Below are 20,025 nucleotides of genomic sequence, written 5' to 3'. Positions count from 1 at the left end.
GTTCCGCCCGGCCCCCGCCGCCCGCCTCCGGCCCAAGCTGGACCGGCACCCCTCAACCCCGGAGGCGAACCCGATGTCCTGGAATTCCACGGTGGTCACGGTCGTTGGAACCGTGACGAGCGACGTCTCGTACAAGCACGGCGAGGACGGCAGGAGCAACGCGTACTTCCGCCTCGGTTCGACCGAGCGCCGCTACAACACGGCGGTCGGCGACTGGGAGGACGGCGAGACGCTGTGGCTCAGCGTCTCGTGCTGGCGCAAGCTCGCCGACAGCGTCAAGACCACGCTGTCCAAGGGTGATCCCGTGATCGTCCAGGGCAAGCTGCGCCTGCGGCACTACGAGAAGGACGACGTGAAGAAGATCGCCCTCAACCTGGACGCGCTCCACGTCGGGCTGGATCTGAGCCGCGTGCAGTCACTCGGGGCCGCTCCCGTCGTTGAACCGCGGGCCGGTGAGGAACAGGTGGCGCACACAGCGCCGTTCTGAGTCCGGTGCCGTACCCGGTTTTGCGCCGTTCGGGCGCAACCTCGCACGGGAAATCCGGGAACCCCCCGTTCCGGCGGTGCCGCCGGAGAAGATGTGAGCACTGCGAAACTTGAAGGAGGGAAGCTCGTAGGTCGGAGCCGCCGAGGACCGATCGCCGAGAGTCGTTCACGTTCGAACGGAACGAGCAGGTCACCGAGTCGCGTGACGCTCGATCCGGGGGTGGACGCCTGCTAGTCGGCGACCGAGGTCAGGAGCCTCTGGGCACCGCTCTACGATCGCCGCCATGGCCGAGTTCATCTACACCATGAAAAAGGTGCGCAAGGCGCACGGTGACAAGGTCATCCTCGATGACGTCACGATCATGTTCTACCCCGGCGCGAAGATCGGTGTGGTCGGTCCCAACGGCGCCGGCAAGTCGAGCGTGCTCAAGATCATGGCGGGGTTGGACACGCCGAACAACGGCGAGGCGTACCTGTCTCCCGGTTACACCGTGGGCATCCTGCAGCAGGAACCGCCGCTCAACGAGGAGAAGACCGTCCTCGGCAACGTCCAGGAGGGCCTGGGCGAGATCAAGGTGAAGCTCGACCGCTTCAACGAGATCGCCGAGCTGATGGCGACCGACTACTCAGACGAGCTGATGGAGGAGATGGGCAAGCTCCAGGAGGAGCTCGACCACGCCGACGCGTGGGACCTCGACTCCCAGCTGGAGCAGGCGATGGACGCCCTGCGCTGCCCGCCCCCGGACGCCGACGTCACCAAGCTCTCCGGTGGTGAGCGCCGCCGCGTCGCGCTGTGCAAGCTGCTGCTGAGCAAGCCCGACCTGCTGCTGCTCGACGAGCCCACCAACCACCTGGACGCGGAGAGCGTCCTGTGGCTGGAGCAGCACCTCGCGCAGTACACCGGCGCCGTGCTCGCCGTGACCCACGACCGGTACTTCCTGGACAACCTGGCCGAGTGGATCCTCGAGATCGACCGCGGCCGCACGCACCCGTACGAGGGCAACTACTCCACCTACCTGGAGAAGAAGGCCGAGCGGCTCGCGGTCCAGGGCAAGAAGGACCAGAAGCTCCAGAAGCGCCTCAAGGACGAGCTGGACTGGGTGCGCTCCGGCGCCAAGGCCCGCCAGGCCAAGTCCAAGGCGCGACTCGACCGCTACGAGGAGATGGCGGCCGAGGCCGAGAAGACCCGCAAGCTCGACTTCGAGGAGATCCAGATCCCGCCGGGCCCGCGTCTGGGCAGCGTCGTGGTCGAGGTCGACAAGCTGAAGAAGGGCTTCGGCGAGCGCGTCCTGATCGACGGGCTGTCGTTCACGTTGCCGCGCAACGGCATCGTCGGCGTCATCGGCCCGAACGGCGTCGGCAAGACGACGCTGTTCAAGACCATCGTCGGTCTCGAGCAGCCGGACGCCGGCGGCGTGAAGGTCGGCGAGACGGTCCTGCTGTCCTACGTCGACCAGAACCGCGGCGGCATCGACCCGAAGAAGAACGTGTGGGAGGTCGTGTCCGGCGGGCTCGACTACATCCACGTCGGCAACGTCGAGATGCCGTCGCGCGCGTACGTCAGCGCGTTCGGCTTCAAGGGCCCCGACCAGCAGAAGCCCGCGGGCGTGCTGTCCGGTGGTGAGCGCAACCGCCTCAACCTCGCGCTCACGCTCAAGCTCGGCGGCAACCTGATCCTGCTGGACGAGCCGACGAACGACCTGGACGTCGAGACCCTGGGCTCGCTGGAGAACGCTCTCGAGCAGTTCCCCGGCTGCGCCGTCGTGATCTCCCACGACCGGTGGTTCCTCGACCGCGTCGCCACGCACATCCTCGCGTGGGAGGGCACGGACGAGGACCCGTCGAAGTGGTACTGGTTCGAGGGCAACTTCGAGGGCTACGAGAAGAACAAGCTCGAGCGCCTGGGTGCCGACGCCGCCCGGCCGCACCGTGTCACGTACCGCAAGCTGACACGGGACTGAGAGGGCAACGGCGACGTCGTGGCGGCGAGGGGCGAGACGCGGGCGGACGTCGAGGTGAGCACGCTGGTCGTGCCCGCCTGGCGGCTGCGTTGGCGGGCACCGGAGCTCGCTCTGGTGCTCGGCGAGCGCGCACTCGCGCTCGCCACCGCCCGCCGCGACGAAGCCGACCGCCTGCGGGCGGAGTCGCTGGTGGTCTTCGCGGGCAACCGCGTGGGCCGCGGAGTCCGCGTCGCCGACCGGGCCATCGACGCGCTGAAGGCGGCCGAGGCCGCCGGTGAGCACGAGACGGCGTGGCTGCTGCGGGTCGAGCTCGCGGCGTGCGCGCGGTCCGTGGGCGCGCCGCTGACGGGGTTCGCCGCCGTGCTGCCCGTGCTGGAGGCGCCGGACGTGCCCGCGGAGCTGCGGGCCTCTGCTCTGGTGCAGGCCAGCGAGTGCCTGGTCACGGTCGGCCGCGGCGACGAGGCCGTGCGGGCACTCGCCGAGGCCGACCAGCTCCACGTCGCCGACCCGACGCTCGACGACGACACCCGCCTGTTGCTGCGCGGCCACATCCGCGCGGTGCAGGCGGCGCAGCACCGGCGGTGGGGCGACATCGCCGCCGCCATCGGTGCGGCGCGCGAAGGGCTCGACCTGCTCAGCAGGTTCGCCGACCCGGCGGCGGACAGCGGTCAGGGCTTCGGCCGGCTCACGCTGGAGCTGGTGCTGGCGTTGATGGACGCCAACCGGCTGCTCGACGCGAGCGAGGCCGGTGCCCCGCTGCTCGACCGCCCGGTCCGGGCGCCGTCGGCGTCCACGGCGGGCTGGCTGCGCCTGGCGCTGGCCACGCGCGTGCACCTGCCGGCGGGCCGGGTCGGGCTCGCCCGCGAGATGCTGCGCGAGGCCGTGGCGAGCGCCGAACGCCACCAGCTCGACTCCCTGCTCGCGGAAAGCCTGCTGGCGCTGGCGCACGTGCACGAGGTGTCCGGCGAACTGGCCGACGCGCTCGCGGACCTGCGGTCGGCCCACGCCGCCGAACGCCGTCGTGCCCGTGCCGTCTACGCGGTGCGGGCGAGGCTGGCCGCCGAGTTCTCCGGCGTGCACCGCCAGCCGGCCGACCTGCACCAGCAGCTGGCGAGCCTGCTCCGCCCGATCGAGGGCATGCCCACCGCCACCGACGGCGTGCTGCCCGCCGCGCTCAAGCAGCAGCTGCGCCAATGGCGTCCCGTCCACGTGCGCAAAGGCGATGGCCTCACGGCAAACCGGGTCCGCCGCGCGGCTGAGGACATGACCGTGGAAGGCTTGTCCGCAGCGCGACAACACGCCGCCGACCGGTGGCGCATGGTCCAGCCGTTCGGCGAACCAGAAGACAAGACTTCGGAGCCCGTGGAACCGCCACCAGCACCCTCGTCGTCCGACCGCACCGTCCCCGCGTCCGGCCTGATCGCCTCCGCGGGTGCCATGGTCAGCGGCCGCCGCCGCGCCGCCCGAGTGGCAGCAGGCGAGATCGGCGACGACACACCGACCACCATCGCGCAGATCCCCGTCATCACCGACGCCTCCGAGCCGCCCCCACCGGCCGAGCCGCCGGCGGTGCGGTCCGTGCCCGGCGACACGTCGCCGTCCGCTGACAGGTCGCCGTCCGCCGACCAGGTCCCGCCGGCCGAGCAGACCCTGACCCTCGACCAGGTGCCGCCGGCCGAGCAGGAGCAGCTGAGCCCCGAGCAGGTGCGCAAGCGCAAGGTCGAGCAGCAGCTCATGGAGCTGCAGCGGGAGGCCCGCCGCCAGATCGAGGCCGAACGCCAGGCCCGCGCCGAGCAGCGCGCCGAGGCCGAGCGGGAAGCCAGGGCCGCGGAGGAGGCCGCTCGCGAGGAGGCCGCGCGCCAGGAAGCGGCCCGTCAGGAGGCCCTCCGCGAGGAAGAGGCCCGGCAGGAAGCCCTCCGCGAGGAGGCGGCCCGTGAGGCCGCGCGTCAGGAAGCGCTGCGCCAGGAGGCCCTGCGCGAGGAAGCCGCCCGTGCCGAGGCGGCCCGCCAGGAAGCCCTGCGCGAGGAAGCGGCTCGTGCCGAGGCCGCCCGCCAGGAAGCCCTGCGCGAAGAGACTGCCCGTGCGGAAGCCGCGCGGCAGGAGGCCCTCCGCGAGGAGACGGCCCGGCAGGAAGCGGCCCGCCAGGAGGCGGTGCGCCAGGAGTTCGCCCGCGAGGTGGCGGCCAGGCAGGAAGCCGCCCGGCAGGAGGCCGCCCGCGAGGAAGCGGCGCGCCGGGAGGCCGCGCGCCTGGAGGCGGTGCGCCGCGACGTGGCCCGGCAGGAGGCGGCCCACCAGGAGGTCGCCCGCCAGGCCGCGGAACGCGAGGAGACGGCCAGGGCGGACGGCTCCGGGAACCAGTCCGAGAGCGTGCTGGACATGCTCAAGGCCCAGGGCCTGAGGGCGGGAGGCCGCCGCCGGGCCCGTGACGCCGGTGCGGAGCAGGAGACCCCGTCGTGGCGGGTCGAGCCGCCGTCCCGCCCGCGCCAGGACGACCCGTCCGCGGAGTCCACCGCGGACCAGGAACAGCAGACGCCCGGCTACTTCGCCACCGCGGCGGGGCGGGGTTCCGCGGACGCGGGCTCGCCGCCGAGCTACCTCGGGTCCGGAACCTCCGGTCCCGCGGAGGCCGAGTCGTCGCCGGGCCAGTCCGGCGCTCCGGCCGCGCCGGACACCGAGTCACCGGCGCGGCAGGGTCTCCCGGCCGGTGGGCTCTTCGGCGACCGGGGCACCCCGGCGTCGCCGGACCTGCCCGGACAGCCCGGTCAGCCCGGGCAGCCCGGTCGCGGGGGACTGGCGGCGGCGTTCGCACGGCCGCCGGCGGCACCCGACTTCGGGCCCCACCTCGACGAGCCCGCCTACCCGCTGCACACCCCCGCGGAGGGGTTCCCCGCGGTGCCCGACCCGGACGAGCGCAAGCTCCCCGACCTCGACTTCAGCTCGCTGGACTTCAGCACCCCGAAGCCGAGGCCGGTCGCCTCCGTCCCCGCTCCGGAACCGGAGGCGCTCCCGGAGCCGGAACCCGCGCCCCAGCCGGAACACCTGCCGCTGCCGCCCGCCCCGCCGATCCCGGACCCGATGCCGCCGGTGCCGGTGCCGGACGAGATCCCGCGGCCGCCGCGGCCGGACCTGATGTCGACGAGCTTCCTGAGCTCCGCGGACGTGGACGACGACCCGGCCGACGTGCCGACGGTTCCGGTGCGCCTGGCCCCGGCACCGGACCAGCAGGCCGCCGAGCCGCAGGCCGGCGGGGCGCCGGTGTTCGGCACCCAGACGAGCTTCGGGACGCAGACGTTCGGGACGCAGGGCTTCGGCACCCAGACCGGGTTCGGGACGCCGGTGCCGGCCGACCCGCCGTCGGACGTCCCCGCACCGGCCGCCGGCCAGCCGGACCCGGCGGCGCCTGCCGCACCGGCCGACCTCGAAGCCGCGGCGGCGAACGGTGACACCGGCTCGCGGACCGGCAGGCCGAGCAGCAGGCGCAGGCCGAGCGACCTGAGCCTGGCCGACCTGCTCGCCGAAGCGCTGGTCGCCTACGAGACGGGCCGCCGTTCCGACGAGGAGGAGGTCGACGCCGCGGACCTCAGCGTCCCGGAGTGGTCGGCCGTGGACCCGGACGCCGTCACCCCGGAGTCCGGCGTCGAGGTGCCCCCGGCGCAGCAGCCGCAGCCCGCGCAGCAGGTGCCGGCGACGGAACCGCAGGCGGGGCAGCCGGTGAGCGTCGACTCCCCGTTCCGGGCGAGCGACCCGTTCGGCTCCGCGCCGCCGTCGGCGGACTTCTACTTCGGCGCGAGCCAGTTCGGCGCGCAGCACAAGCCGTACGTCCTGTCGGAGCACTTCGGCCCCGCGGCGACCGCGGGGCAGCAGACCGCTCCCGAGCCCGTCCCGTCGTCCCCGCCACCGGAGACCGACCAGGAGAAGACCGGCCCGATCGTCCCGGTGGCGCCCGCGACGGACAACGAGACCACCGGTCCGATTCGTCCGGTGCGCTTCGACGGGCCACCCGGCTGGACGCTGCCGGGCGTCTGAGGGTGTCCAGCGCCACACCTCAAGCCTTGCCCAACCCGTCCGCCGGCGAGTGACCCGCCGGCGGCGGGCGGGTAGGAGTTGTGCACGGTCCGGCGGTCGCCACGACGCCGGGCCCCTGATCGGTTGTGTGCCACGGATCGGCTGAACTTCCGGTGCCGCCCGCCTCCGCGGGGCCGCCGGTGTCCGGCCGCGTCCACGATGCGGAACCTGTTGCCGCCACTGATGAAGTGACTCGATTCAGCCCTCGATTCAGTGGTCCGTCAGTGCCCCTCCCGTGTCCGGTGACGGCCGCCATCCCATCTAGGGTGGGGGCGGACCCGGCACACAGAGGTGCCGGATAGCGTGGAGTCGCCTGAAGATGACCTCGACTGGAGCCCCGACCCGAACCGACGACGTCCCCGCGGTACCCACCGCGGCCGACGGCAGTCGAACGGCCAGTCCTGAGCAGGTCCGTGACGAGCTGATCGAACGGGCCGCCGCCAATGCACCGGAACTCGCTGACCTGATCCGCCTCTTCTACCGCCACGTGCCCGCCGAGGAAGTCAACGACGACGACCCGGTGGACCTGGTCGGAGCGGTGCGGTCGAACTACCAGCTCGCCGAGAGCCGCGTCCCCGGACGCGCCGCGGTGCGCATCCTGAACCCGACGCGCAGCGCCGACGGGTGGCAGTGCCCTGTCACCGTCGTGCAGGTCGTGACGGACGACATGCCCTACCTCGTGGACTCGGTCGCGTCCGAGCTCACCCGCGGTGGCGTGCAGGTCCAGCGCGTCGTGCACCCGATCGTCGTCGTGCGCCGCGACCCGGTGACCGGCGAGCGCACCGAGGTGCTGCCGACCGCCGACCCCGCCGACCCGCCCGCCGACGCGCTGGCCGAGTCGTGGATGAACATCGAGGTCGACCACATCACCGACCCCGATCGGGCCCGCGAGCTCGAGACCCGGCTGCTGGCGGTGCTGAACGACGTCCGCGAGGTCGTCGAGGACACCGACCGCATGGTCGCCACGGCGCTGCAGCTGGCCGACGAGCTCGAGAAGGACTCGTCCGAGGCCACCACGGACGGCGCGAAGCTGCTGCAGTGGCTCGCGGACGGGCACTTCACGTTCATGGGCTACCGGCAGTACGAGCTGGTCCGCGAGGACGGCGAACCCGCGCTGCGGGCCGTGCTCGCGAGCGGCCTCGGCGTGCTGCGCCAGGACAGCCTCGCCGCCCGCAGCCTCACCGCCGGGCCGGACAACGGCGCCCAGGCGCTCAGCACCGAGCTGCTCGTGCTGACCCAGGCGAGCGCGCAGAGCAGCGTGCACCGCAGCGTCTACCCCTTCTACGTGGGCGTGAAGACGTTCGACGGCGAGGGCGGCGTCTCCGGCGAGCACCGCTTCCTCGGCATCTTCAGCACCACGGCGCTGCACGAGGACGTGCTCGACATCCCGGTGATCGAGCGCCGCGTGCGCGAGGTCATCCACCGCGCCGGCTTCCCGCTGCAGTCCTACTCGGGCCAGCGGATGCTCGAGGTGATCCAGAACTACCCGCGCACCGAGCTGTTCTCGGTGGACGCGGAGACGCTCTACCAGACGACGACGGGCGTCATCGCGCTCGCGGAACGGCGGCGGCTGCGGCTGTTCCTGCGCCGCGACCCGTACGGCCGCTTCTTCTCGTGCCTGGTCTACCTGCCGCGCGACCGCTACACGACGACGAGCCGCCTCGCGATGCAGGAGGTGCTGCTCGCCGAGCTCGGCGGCCTCAACCTCGAGTACAGCGCGCGCATCGGCGAGTCCGCGCTGGCCCGCGTGCACTTCACGGTCCACACGGACCCGGCGCGCACGCTGGAGCCGGACGTCCACGCGATCCAGGCGAAGCTCGCCGAGGCCGTCCGCAGCTGGGACGACCGCATGGTCGAGGCCGTCGGGGGCGACGACCCGGGCGCCGAGTCGGCCACCGAGCAGGGCCAGCGGTTCGCCGCGGTGTTCCCGGAGGCCTACAAGGAGGACTTCGCGGCCGCCACGGGCCTGGAGGACTACCGGCGCATCGAGAAGCTCGCCGAGGGCGACCTCGACATGGTCTTCTACGTGCCGGAGGACGCCGAGCCGGGCGAGCGCCGGTTCAAGATCTTCGTGACCGGCGCGGGCATCACGCTGTCCGACGTGCTGCCGATGCTGCAGCGCATGGGCGTGATCGTGGTCGACGAGCGGCCGTACGAGATCGCGCGCGAGGACGGCGTGCAGTGCTGGATCTACGACTTCGGCCTGCGCATCGACAAGGCCGCCCTCGCCCAGCTGTCCGAGGCCGACCTCGACAACGTGCGGGTGCGGTTCCAGGACGCGTTCGCCGCCGTCTGGCGCGGTGAGGCCGAGGTCGACCGGTTCAACTCGCTGGTGCTGCAGGCCGGGCTCACCTGGCAGCAGGCCGCGATGCTGCGCGCGTACGCGAAGTACCTGCGGCAGGCGGGCACGCCGTACTCGCAGGACTACATCGAGGACGCGGTGCTCGGCCACACGAGCGTGGCGATCGCGCTGGTGGCGCTGTTCGAGGCCCGGTTCGACCCGCGCTTGGACGACGCCACGCGGACCGACCGCACCGAGACGATGGTCGTCGAGATCGGCAAGCTGATCGACGACGTCACGAGCCTCGACGCGGACCGCATCCTGCGCAGCCTGCTCTCGCTGATCAACGCCACGCTGCGGACGAACTACTTCTTCCGCGACGCCGACGGCAACGGCCGGCCGTACCTGTCGGTCAAGCTCGACCCGCAGGCCGTCCCGGACCTGCCGGCGCCGCGGCCGAAGTTCGAGATCTTCGTGTACTCGCCGCGGGTCGAGGGCGTGCACCTGCGCTTCGGCAGCGTCGCGCGCGGTGGCCTGCGCTGGTCCGACCGCCGCGAGGACTTCCGCACGGAGGTGCTGGGCCTGGTCAAGGCGCAGGCCGTGAAGAACGCGGTGATCGTGCCGGTCGGCGCGAAGGGCGGCTTCGTCGTCAAGAAGCCGATCGCCCCCACCGGCGACCCCGGCATCGACCGCGAGAACAACATGTCCGAGGGCATCGCCTGCTACAAGATGTTCATCTCCGGCCTGCTCGACCTCACCGACAACCTGATCAACAACGAGGTCGTGCCCGCCCCGCAGGTCGTGCGCTACGACGCCGACGACACCTACCTGGTCGTCGCCGCGGACAAGGGCACCGCGACGTTCTCCGACATCGCCAACGGCGTGAGCCAGAGCTACGGCTTCTGGCTGGGTGACGCGTTCGCCTCCGGTGGCTCGATCGGCTACGACCACAAGGCCATGGGCATCACGGCCAAGGGCGCGTGGGAGAGCGTGAAGCGCTCGTTCCGCGAGCTCGGCGTGGACACGCAGACCGAGGAGTTCACCGTCGTCGGCATCGGCGACATGTCCGGTGACGTGTTCGGCAACGGCATGATGCTGTCCGAGCACATCCGGCTCGTGGCCGCGTTCGACCACCGGCACATCTTCATCGACCCGAGCCCGGTGGCGGCGAGCTCGTTCGCCGAGCGCGTGCGGCTGTTCAACGTCCCGCGTTCGTCGTGGGACGACTACGACCGCTCGCTGATCAGCGAGGGCGGCGGCATCTTCCCGCTCTCGGCGAAGTCGATCCCCGTCTCCGAGCAGGCCCGCGTCGCGCTGGGGCTGCCGGAGGGCGTGGTCAAGCTGTCGCCGCAGGAGCTCAAGAAGGCGATCCTGCTCGCGCCGGTCGACCTGCTCTGGAACGGCGGCATCGGCACCTACGTCAAGGCGTCGACCGAGTCGCACGCCGACGTCGGTGACAAGGCCAACGACTCGATCCGCGTCGACGGCGCCGAGCTGCGCGTCAAGGTCGTCGGCGAGGGCGGCAACCTGGGCCTGACCCAGCGCGGCCGCATCGAGTTCGCGCGCGCCGGCGGCAAGGTCAACACCGACGCGCTCGACAACTCCGCCGGTGTCGACTGCTCCGACCACGAGGTCAACATCAAGATCCTGCTGGACCACCTGGTCCGCGAGGGCTCGGTGGAGCAGCAGCAGCGCAACGAGGTCCTCGCCGAGATGACCGACGAGGTCGGCGAGCTCGTGCTGGCGGACAACTACTCGCAGAACAACGTCCTCGGCGTCAGCCGGGCGCACGCCGCTCCGATGCTCTCGGTGCACGCGCGCCTCACGGCCGACCTGGAGGCGCGCGGGGCGCTCAACCGCAAGCTGGAGGCCATGCCGAGCGCGGCGGAGTTCAAGGCGCTGGAGAAGGCCGGCGAGGGCCTCACCTCGCCGGAGCTCGCCACGCTGCTCGCGTTCACCAAGCTCACGCTGAAGGAAGAGCTGCTCGCGAGCGACATCCCGACGATCGACACGTTCACCCGCAAGCTCCCGGACTACTTCCCGAGCCTGCTGCGCGAACGCTTCGGCGCAGCCATCCCGAACCACCCGCTGGCGCGGCAGATCATCACGACCGTCGTGGTGAACGAGGTCGTCGACGGCGGCGGCATCTCCTTCGCGTTCCGGCTGGCCGAGGAGATGAGCGCGTCGGCCACCGACGCGGTCCGCGCGTACGCCGTGGTCACCCAGGTCTTCGACCTGCCGTCGATCTGGCGGGAGATCGAGGCGCTGGACAACGTCGTGCCGACGGAGGTCCAGGACAACATGGTCCTGGAGACCCGCCGCCTGCTCGACCGCGCGTCCCGCTGGCTGCTGTCGAACCGCCCGCAGCCGCTCGCGGTGGGGTCCACGATCAACCGCTTCCGCGGCGTGGTCGAGGAGCTCAGCCCGTACGCCTTCGACCTGTTGCAGGGCAAGGAACTGGCCGTGGTCGCGGGCAAGGCGGACCGGTACGTCGAACAGGGCGTCCCCGCGGAGCTGGCGCGCAAGGTCGCGGCGCTGCTCTACATGTACGGCCTGCTCGACGTCACCGAGATCGCCGAGCTGGCCGAGCGGGAGTTCGGCCCGACCGGCGGCGCGGGTCCCGAGCGGACGCACCGCGAGACGGCCGAGCTGTACTTCGCGCTGTCCGACCACCTCGACATCGACCACATGCTGGACTCGGTGACGAGCCTGGAACGCGGCAACCGCTGGCACGCGCTGGCGCGGCTGGCCCTGCGCGACGACTTCTACTCGTCGCTGCGGGCCATCTCCGTCGACGTCCTGCGGGCGAGCGACGAGGACGACACGGCGACCGAGAAGATCGGCAAGTGGGAGCAGGCCAACGCGTCCCGCCTGGCCCGCTCGCGCGGTGCGCTGGAGGAGATCAACCGGGTCCACCAGCTGGACCTCGCGACCCTCTCCGTCGCCGCGCGTCAGGTGCGGAGCATGGTGCGCTAGCGACACGACGCAGAACGGGGCGCCGCGGAATCCCCTCCGCGGCGCCCCGTTGTCCTTCCAACGTCAGACGATCTGCTCGAGTTCCACGCGCTGTGCGATCGCCCGGCGCAGCCAGTGACGTCCGACGACGACCAGCAGCGCCACCCCGGCCGCGGCGACCGTGCCCGCCGCCGCCCCCATCCACAGGCCCAGGACCTCCATGCCGTCGGTGGGCGAGGGGATGTCGCCGAACGTGATGTAGAGGAACAGCACGGCGAGCACCACGCCGCCGGAGGCGATGGCCCCGATGGCGACGTTGGTCCACGTGACCGCGCCGGGCTCGAAGACCGCGTCGCTGCCGGCCTTCTGCAGCATCGCCCCCAGCGCCACCGCCAGGACCTGGAGGCAGAGGACGAAGACGATCGCCAGCACGACGAACGGGACCCGCACGGACTCGTAGGGCGGGAACAGCTCCGCCTCGTCCGCCGCCGTCGTCGGGATGACCACGACCTGCGCGAACAGCCCGCAGAGGACCGCGAAGGCGAGCAGGGACTGCAGGAAGATCACCAGTGCTCGTGACATGCATCGAGTATCGAGAGCTGCCTATCGACTTTCAATAGTCCCGTGTGGAGGTCCTGTGAAGGTTCGCGCGGTCGTGAGCGGTAGGGTCCGTGCATGGGTGTCTTCGTCACTAATGTGCGGCCGCGGTGGTCGGACATGGATGCGTTCGGCCACGTCAACCACGCGAACACGGTGACGTTGCTGGAAGAGGCCCGCATCGAGCTGCTCTTCACCGAGGCCGCCCGCCACGGGGTGAAGGAGATGGCCGAGGGCATGGTCGTGGCGAGGCTCGTCGTCGACTACCTCGCGCCGATCGTGTTCACCGGTGACGACGTGGTGGTCGAGATGTCGGTGCGGGAGCTCAAGTCCGCGTCGTTCACGCTCGACTACGCGGTGCGCGTCGGCCGCGAGCAGGACAGCCCCGTGGTCACGCGGGCGGAGACGTTGATGGCGCCGTACAACGTGACGACGGCACGACCGCGGCGGCTGACCGACGCGGAGCGCGATTTTCTCGCCGGGTGGCGGGCAGGGGGTAGTGGTGCCTGAGCTGGTGCTGGCCGACGCGGCCGAGCGGGACGACCTGGGGGCGTTCGCGGCCCGCGCGGTGCGGCTGGACGCGCAGACCGTCGTGCGGCTGCGCAACCGCGACGAGCGGCTGCTGGACGCGTGGGTCGCCACGCCGTTCGACACGCTCGCCACGCGAACCGTTGCGGGACAGGCGAATCCCGCCGACGTGACGGTGGCCGGGTCCGAGCTGCTGACCGGCCTCGCGGTCATGCGGGACGAACGGATCGACCCCGGTCCCGCCAAGGACCTGATGTGGCGGTCGGCGCTGCCTCCCGCCGAGGGCTGGCTGCTCGTCGACCACCTGCCCGTCGAGGTCGTGTCGGACATCGCGGACGAGGGTGTCGAGGTCGCGCGGGAGAACACCGGCCCGCAGGGCACGCCGCCGGCGTCGCTGCTCGACCAGACGGTGCTGACCGTCACCGGGTCCGGGTTAGACGTGAAGATCCCGCTGCGGTGCCTCTTCGCGTTGTCGGGCATGGGTTTCCTGGGCGAGGGCGGCGACGTGCGCGTCACGGCGACCGACTCGTGGCTGCGGATCGACGCGAAGTTCGGCGCGGTGGTGCGCCGCCGGCACTCGATGCTGCCGCTGATCGTCTGAACCTGGAGTTAGGTGCAGGTTCGCTGTACGGGAAAACCCTGCGCCACAGGCGGATGCGCGTGGCACCATGTCGCGCGTGTCCGCCGAAACGCACGAGGTGCGTGAAGAGACCGAGTACCGCGTCTCGACGCTGGAGCTCTTCTTCGACCTGGTCTTCGTCTTCACCATCACGCAGCTGACCCGCACGCTGGCCGACGACACGTCGCCGCTCGGGTTCGCGCAGGTCGTGATCATGCTGTTCGTGATCCTGTGGATGTACTTCGGGTACGTCTGGCTCACCAACGCCGTCCCGCCGACGACCACGGGGCGGCGGTTGCTGCTCATGGCCGGCATGGGCGGGTTCCTCGTCATCGCGCTCGCGATCCCCAACGCCTTCGGCGCCGCCGGGATCGCGTTCGGCATCGGCTACCTGATCGTGAACCTGGTGCACTCCGGGCTGTTCATCTCCGCGGGCGGACCGGGTTCCGCGGCGGCGATGGCGCGGCTGGCGCCGTTCAACCTCGGCTCGGCGGGCCTGGTGTTCGCCGGCGGGTTCCTGCCGCCGGTGGCACGGGCGGTCGCCTGGACGGCGGCCGTGGTGCTCATGGTCGTCTCGCCGTACGTGAACCGGCGGCACGGCGAGTTCCGGATCCGGTCGGCGCACTTCGTCGAACGGCACGGGCTCGTGGTCATCGTGGCGCTCGGCGAGTCGATCATCGCGATCGGCATCGGCGCCGCGGGCCTGCCGTTGAGCCTGCAGCTCGTCGTCGCCGCGCTGCTGGGCCTGGCGCTCGTCTACGCGCTCTGGTGGTGCTACTTCGGCCAGGAGCAGGACCTGCGTGCCGAGCACAGCCTCGCCGCCATGTCCGTGCCGGAACGGGCCAGTGCGGCCCTCTCCGCGTTCGGCTGGGCGCACGCGCCGATCCTGCTGGGCGTCGTCGTCGTGGCCGTCGGCGTGAAGAAGACCATCGGCCACGCCACCGAGCACCTGTACCTGAGCGGCGCGCTGGCGCTGGGCGGCGGGGCGGCGATCTTCCTGGTCGGCGAGATCTACTTCCGCTACCGCCTGAAGATCGGGAGCAACACCTACCGGGTCATCGCGGCCGTCGCGGCGCTGGCGACCGTGCCGATCGGGTTATGGCTCGCGATCGCGCAGGTCGCTGCGCTGGTGCTGGTGTTCGGCGTGCTGCTGGTGGCGGAGCAGAAGCTGCGGGCGTGACGGGCACGCCCGCAGCGACGCGTCAGACCAGCCAGACGGCCGTGTCGGGCGGCAGCTGGTCGCCGTCCATCGGACCGGACGACAGCAGCACCTGGCCGGGCGGCAGCGGCACGGACGCACCGGACGTGTTGAGCGCGCAGATCAGCCCGCCGCCCTTGCGCCGGAACGCGAAGCAGCCCGCCGGGGCGCCGTACCACTCCAGCTCGGTGCCGGCGAACGACGCGTTGGACTTCCGGTGCTCGAGCGCCTCGCGGTACAGCGAGAGCATCGAGCCCGGGTCCTCCAGCTGCGCCTCGGCCGTCAGGTGGTCCCACTCGTTGGGCTGCGGCAGCCAGGTGGTGCCCGACGTCGAGAAGCCGAACGGGGGCGAGGTGCCCTCCCACGGGATCGGCACGCGGCAGCCGTCGCGGCCGCGCTCGGTGTGGCCGGACCGCTCCCACGTCGGGTCCTGCAGCGCCCAGTCGGGCAGCTCCACGTTCGGCAGGCCGAGCTCCTCGCCGTTGTAGAGGTAGACCACGCCGGGCAGGGCCAGCTCGACCAACGCCATCGCGCGCGCCCGCTGCTCGCCCAGCGCGCCGCCGCCGTAGCGGGTCACGTGCCGCACCACGTCGTGGTTGGACAGCGTCCACGCGGCGGGGGTGCCGGACAGCGCCACGGCGCCGAGGGAGTGCTCGATCGCCGAACGGACGGCGTCGGCGTCGAAGCCCGCCTCGACCAGCCGGAAGTTGAAGCCCAGGTGCAGCTCGTCGGGGCGGACGTAGGCGGCGAAGCGCTCGTCGTCCTTCACCCAGATCTCGCCGACGGCCATGGTGCCGGGGTAGCCGTCCATGACCTTGCGGATCATGCGGTGGATCTCGTGCACGCCGTCGTTGTCGAACCGCGGGTCGTGCACATCGTCGGACAGCACGCCGGGGACCTGCGTGCGGATCTCCATGTCCGGCAGGCCCTCGGGCTTGGCCATGCCGTGCGCCACGTCGATGCGGAAGCCGTCGACGCCGCGGTCCAGCCAGAACCGCAGCGTGTGCTCCAGGTCGGCGCGGACCTCCGGGTGCTCCCAGTTGAGGTCGGGCTGCTCGGGCGCGAACAGGTGCAGGTACCACTGGCCGTCGGGCACGCGGGTCCAGGCGGGGCCGCCGAAGACGGACACCCAGTTGTTCGGCGGCTGCGAGCCGTCGAAGCCGCGGCCCTCGCGGAAGATGTAGCGGGACCGCTCCATGCTGCCGGGGCCGGCCTGCAGCGCCTCCTGGAACCACTCGTGCAGGTCGCTCGTGTGGTTCGGGACCAGGTCGACGGTCACCCGGATGTTGTGCTCGTGCGCGTCCGCCACCAGCCGGTCGAACGCGGCCAGGTCGCCGAACATCGGGTCGACGTCGCGCGGGTCGGCCACGTCGTAGCCGTGGTCGGCCATCGGCGAGCGGTAGAACGGGGTGAGCCAGAGGGCGTCGACCCCGAGCAGCTCCAGGTAGCCGAGGCGGGACCTGATGCCGTCGAGGTCGCCGACTCCGTCGCCGTTGGAGTCGGCGAAGGAGCGCACGTACACCTGGTAGAAGACTGAGTCACGCCACCAGGCGGCCTCTTCGGCGATCTCAGGGGTGAGGTCGGAGGATCGTCGCACGAGGGGTCATCCTGCCATTCGTCTCGCTGCCAAAGGACCCGAACGGGTGATGGGCGGTCAGGACCAGCTGTTCATCAAGCTGTTCGCGGCCATCTCCATGTAGTCCCAGAGCTGCTTGCGGTGGGCCTCGTCCAGACCGGCTTCGTCGACGGCGATCCTCATGCAGCGCAGCCACGCGTCACGCTCGATCGGACCGATCTTGAACGGCACGTGCCGCATCCGCAGCCTCGGGTGGCCCCGGTTGTCCGAGTAGGTGTGGGGACCGCCCCAGTACTGCACCAGGAACAGCCGCAGCCGCTCCTCCGCAGGTCCGAGGTCCTCTTCCGGGTACAGGGGGCGGAGGACCTCGTCGGACTTCACCTCTTGGTAGAAGCGCGCGACGACGCGGTGGAACGTCTCCTCGCCACCGACCTGTTCGAAGAAGCTCACGGGGTTTCCCACACGTCCATCCTGACTCACGCGAGTCGCGGCGTGCAGGCGACCCCGTTGTTGGGTTCGCCATAAGCGGCGGGGTGGCCAGGACGCCGGGTGATCGTGGACTCGAATAGGTGTTCCAACTCACCCGGCAGCCTGGTTTGAAACTACTTCGCGGTGAACCCGGCCTCTTCCAGCGCGGGCATGAGCTGCGCGCGGAGGTTGCGCTGCACCGCCCATTGGCGGCCGGGTCGCGTCTTCACGGTGACCCGCAGGGTGATGCCCTCCGGCGTGAACTTCTCCACGCCCAGCACGTCGGGCTTGGCCGTGATGTCCGACTTCAGCGGTTCCTTCTCGGCCACCTGGGCGGCCCGGCGCTCCAGCACCCCGGTCGCCTCGGCGAGGTTCGCGCCGTAGCTCAGCGGCAGGTCGACGACCGCGACCGCGAAGCCCTGCGACGAGTTGCCGACGCGCAGGATCTCGCCGTTGCGCACGTACCAGACGGTGCCGCCGGTGTCGCGGATCGTGGTGGTGCGCAGGGCGACCGCCTCGACGGTGCCGGTGATCGACGGGCCCAGGTCCACGACGTCGCCCACGCCGTACTGGTCCTCCAGCAGCATGAACATGCCGGACAGGAAGTCCTTCACCAGGTTCTGGGCGCCGAAGCCGATCGCGACGCCCAGGATGCCCGCCGAGGTCAGCACGGGCGTGATGTCCAGCCCGACCACGATCATGATCTCCAGGAACGCGATTCCGAAGATCAGGATCGTGACGATCGACTTCAGCACCGAGCCGATCGTGCGGGCGCGCTGCTCGCGGCGTTCGGAGATGAGGTTCCCGAGCGCCTGCGGAGCGCGTTCCCGCAGCGGTTTGAGCAGTCCCGGCTTCTTGCCTTCCTTGCCGGGGATGGTGATGCGGTCGATGATCTTGCGGAGTACGGCCCGCAGCACGAAGGCGGCGATCAGGATCACGACGATCTTGATCGCGCCCGCGAGGATCATCGGGCCGTACTTCTCGAAGAAGCCCACCGCCTGCGCGGTTTTGTTGGCGACGTCATCCACGGGACTCGTCACGTGGTCGTGCCCTCCTACAACTCCATGCCGGTGGCATTCGCTAGAAACGTCAGCTGGTCCACGGCGAGAGACACCGTCCGGCTGACGGACCGGCCCGCGTGACCCACCTCGGTCTCGCGGCGGATCAGCACGGGGTGCTTGGTCGGATCACTCGCCGACGCGTGCTGCAGGGCAGCGCACATCTTCCTGGCGTGGTTGGGATCCACGCGGGAGTCCGACTCGAACACCGTGAACAACACGGAAGGGTACTCAACGTCCGTTACCACTTGGTGATAAGGCGAGTAGGAGAGCAGCCAGCCCAGCTCCTCGGAAACGCTTGCGCTGCCGTACTCGTCGGCCCACAGCCGTCCGAGCAGGAACTTCTCGTACCGCACCATGTCGAGCAGTGGCGCTGAGCACACCACGGCGGCGTAGAGGTCGGGGCGCTGGGTGAGCGCGGCGCCGACGAGCAGGCCGCCGTTGGAGCCTCCCATGATCGCCAGCTGCTGCGGCGTGGTCCAGCCGTCGCGGACCAGGCGCTCCGCCGCGGCGTGGAAGTCGTCGAACACGTTCTGCTTGTTGCCGCGCATGCCGGCGACGTGCCAGTCCTCGCCCTCCTCGTCGCCACCGCGCAGCGACACGTGCACCCACACGCCGCCCGCCTCGACCCAGGCCAGCGTGGTCGCGCTGTAACCGGGGCCGCGGCCGATCGCGAAGCCGCCGTAGCCGGTGAGCAGCGCGGGACGGGGCAGGTCGGGCTTCTGCTCGCCGCTGACCACGAACATGTGGACGGTCGTGCCGTCCTTGGACGCGTAGGCGACCTGCTGCGTCGTCACGGCGGGCAGCTCGACCCGGCCGGGAGCGGCCTCGTGCAGCACGGTCTCGCCGGTGGACGTGGAGAACCGGTACACCGACTGCGGCGTGACGAAGTCCGTCCACCCGAACCACAGGGTGTCCTGGTCGTGGCCGGTGTGGGCGTCCACGACGGACATGCCGTGCAGCGACCCCGTGCCGGGCAGCGGGATCTCGCGCTTGTGCGCGCCGGTCGTGGCGTCGTGCAGGTGCAGTTCGGACACCGCGTGGCGGGTCCGCAGCACCACGAGGTCGCCGTTGAGCCAGCGCACGCCGTCGAGCACCGAGTCCGGCTCCTCGGCGATGAGCTCGGTCCACTCGGTGGGGTTCGCGGGGTCGGCGACGCAGAGGCGCTGCCGGGGCGCGCCGTGGTTGGTGTGCAGGTAGAGCCTGCCGTCACGGGCGACCGACGCCGAGCACTGCACGCCGGCGTCGGACAGGATCACGGGCGTGAGCGCGGCGTCGCCGTGCAGGTCCGCGATCCACACGGAGTCGTGCTTCATCGTGCTGGGCGCACCGCTCACGACCAGCCAGCGGCCGTCGTGCGACAGGGTCAGCGTGTAGTAGAAGGTGTGCGCCTGGCCGTCGCCGTGCACGTTGACGTCGTCCGCGTCCGGGTTCGTGCCGACGCGGTGGCGCCACACGCGGCGGTGGAACAGCTTCTCGTCCTCGGGCAGCAGTGCCGGGTCGAGCTGGCGGACGTAGAAGAACTCCTCGCCGCCGGGCAGCCAGCCGATCGCGGAGTAGCGGCAGCGGTCGATCGGGCCCTCGACGAGCTCGCCGGTCTCGACGTCGACGACGTGCAGCAGCGAGTGCTCGTTGCCGCCGACGGACACCTGGTAGGCCAGCCGCGTTCCCTCGAGGCTGGGGGACCAGCTGTCCAGGGTGGTCCTGCCGGACGGGTCGAGGACGCTGACGTCGAGCAGCACGCGTTCCGTGCCGTCGGTCTCGCGCACCACGACGACGGGGTGGTCCTGCTCGGGACCGCGCCGGGTGAAGAACGCCCTGCCCGCGCGCCAGGTCGGCGTGGACACCGACCCCGTGCGCATCAGCTCCTTCAACCTGCCGTCGAGGCGCTCGCGGCCGGGCATCGCGTCCAGCCAGGAGCGGGCGAGCACGTCCTGCGCCCGTGACCACTCCTCGGTGCGGGGGTCCGCCGTGTCCTCGAGCCAGCGGTACGGGTCGGCGACGGTGTGGCCGTGGAGCTGCTCGGCGAGGTCCAGGCGCTCGGCGACCGGGTAGGTGATCGTCGCAGGCAGTGGTGCGGAAGGTGCTTCTGTCACCTTGGCAAGGGTAGCGGCTGTTGAAAACCATTCCCGTTGGGGCGCGGGTTCACCACGGGTTTGATCACACATCCATGACGCGTCACTTATCACACGTGATTTTTTCCTGGTAAGTGTGGTCTCCTAGGGCTGACCCG

The 20,025-nt window shown here is 71.2% G+C and carries 12 protein-coding genes; 7 read left to right on the top strand and 5 right to left on the bottom strand.

What is annotated here, in order from left to right:
- The first annotated feature begins 91 nt into the window (after nucleotides 1-91).
- The 4 genes from VF330_RS27690 (at nucleotide 92) to VF330_RS27675 (ending at nucleotide 11,769) form a co-directional block, all read left to right on the top strand.
- Nucleotides 92-487 carry a single-stranded DNA-binding protein gene (locus VF330_RS27690; protein WP_330854616.1) on the top strand — a complete coding sequence of 132 codons (396 nt, stop codon included), beginning with the start codon at nucleotides 92-94 and terminating at the stop codon, nucleotides 485-487.
- Nucleotides 488-770: 283 nt separating this feature from the next.
- Nucleotides 771-2,447, top strand: a complete 1,677-nt coding sequence (ettA, locus tag VF330_RS27685; RefSeq protein WP_330854615.1) for an energy-dependent translational throttle protein EttA — start codon at nucleotides 771-773, stop codon at nucleotides 2,445-2,447.
- Nucleotides 2,448-2,465: 18 nt separating this feature from the next.
- A complete protein-coding gene (locus VF330_RS27680; RefSeq protein ID WP_330854614.1) occupies nucleotides 2,466-6,473 on the top strand; it encodes a hypothetical protein in 4,008 nt (1,335 codons plus the stop codon).
- A gap of 358 nt (nucleotides 6,474-6,831) precedes the next feature.
- Nucleotides 6,832-11,769, top strand: a complete 4,938-nt coding sequence (locus VF330_RS27675) for an NAD-glutamate dehydrogenase (RefSeq protein ID WP_330854613.1) — start codon at nucleotides 6,832-6,834, stop codon at nucleotides 11,767-11,769.
- 63 nt (nucleotides 11,770-11,832) lie between these two features.
- Here VF330_RS27675 and VF330_RS27670 read toward each other — a convergent pair whose 3' ends face one another.
- Complete coding sequence (locus VF330_RS27670; protein WP_330854612.1) at nucleotides 11,833-12,330, bottom strand: DUF2975 domain-containing protein; 498 nt, start codon at nucleotides 12,328-12,330, stop codon at nucleotides 11,833-11,835.
- 93 nt (nucleotides 12,331-12,423) lie between these two features.
- On the opposite strand from VF330_RS27670, the gene VF330_RS27665 reads away from it, so the two are divergent.
- From VF330_RS27665 to VF330_RS27655, 3 genes are all read left to right on the top strand, one after another.
- Nucleotides 12,424-12,855 (top strand): thioesterase family protein, encoded by a 432-nt coding sequence (locus VF330_RS27665; protein WP_330854611.1) that lies wholly within the window; start codon nucleotides 12,424-12,426, stop codon nucleotides 12,853-12,855.
- Nucleotides 12,848-13,474 carry a hypothetical protein gene (locus VF330_RS27660; RefSeq protein WP_330854610.1) on the top strand — a complete coding sequence of 209 codons (627 nt, stop codon included), beginning with the start codon at nucleotides 12,848-12,850 and terminating at the stop codon, nucleotides 13,472-13,474. Before VF330_RS27665 ends, VF330_RS27660 begins: the two co-directional genes overlap by 8 nt.
- 76 nt (nucleotides 13,475-13,550) lie before the next feature.
- Nucleotides 13,551-14,672: a low temperature requirement protein A gene (locus VF330_RS27655; RefSeq protein WP_330854609.1), complete on the top strand. Its 1,122-nt coding sequence runs from the start codon at nucleotides 13,551-13,553 to the stop codon at nucleotides 14,670-14,672.
- A gap of 22 nt (nucleotides 14,673-14,694) precedes the next feature.
- On the opposite strand, the gene VF330_RS27650 is transcribed toward VF330_RS27655, so the two are convergent.
- From VF330_RS27650 to VF330_RS27635, 4 genes are all read right to left on the bottom strand, one after another.
- Nucleotides 14,695-16,287: a glycoside hydrolase family 13 protein gene (locus VF330_RS27650; protein WP_330854608.1), complete on the bottom strand. Its 1,593-nt coding sequence runs from the start codon at nucleotides 16,285-16,287 to the stop codon at nucleotides 14,695-14,697.
- A 57-nt stretch (nucleotides 16,288-16,344) separates the two neighbouring features.
- On the bottom strand, nucleotides 16,345-16,728 hold the full coding sequence (locus VF330_RS27645; RefSeq protein ID WP_330854607.1) for a globin: 384 nt from the start codon (nucleotides 16,726-16,728) through the stop codon (nucleotides 16,345-16,347).
- 140 nt (nucleotides 16,729-16,868) lie between these two features.
- Nucleotides 16,869-17,702, bottom strand: a complete 834-nt coding sequence (locus VF330_RS27640) for a mechanosensitive ion channel family protein (RefSeq protein ID WP_330854626.1) — start codon at nucleotides 17,700-17,702, stop codon at nucleotides 16,869-16,871.
- Nucleotides 17,703-17,788: 86 nt separating this feature from the next.
- On the bottom strand, nucleotides 17,789-19,888 hold the full coding sequence (locus tag VF330_RS27635; RefSeq protein ID WP_330854606.1) for a prolyl oligopeptidase family serine peptidase: 2,100 nt from the start codon (nucleotides 19,886-19,888) through the stop codon (nucleotides 17,789-17,791).
- Between the last annotated feature and the right edge of the window lie 137 nt (nucleotides 19,889-20,025).

This window comes from Lentzea sp., from assembly GCF_036380075.1.
Taxonomy (GTDB): Bacteria; Actinomycetota; Actinomycetes; order Mycobacteriales; family Pseudonocardiaceae; genus Lentzea.
The sequence above is the reverse complement of the archived record's forward strand: the minus strand, read 5'-3'. Positions and strand labels throughout refer to the sequence as shown.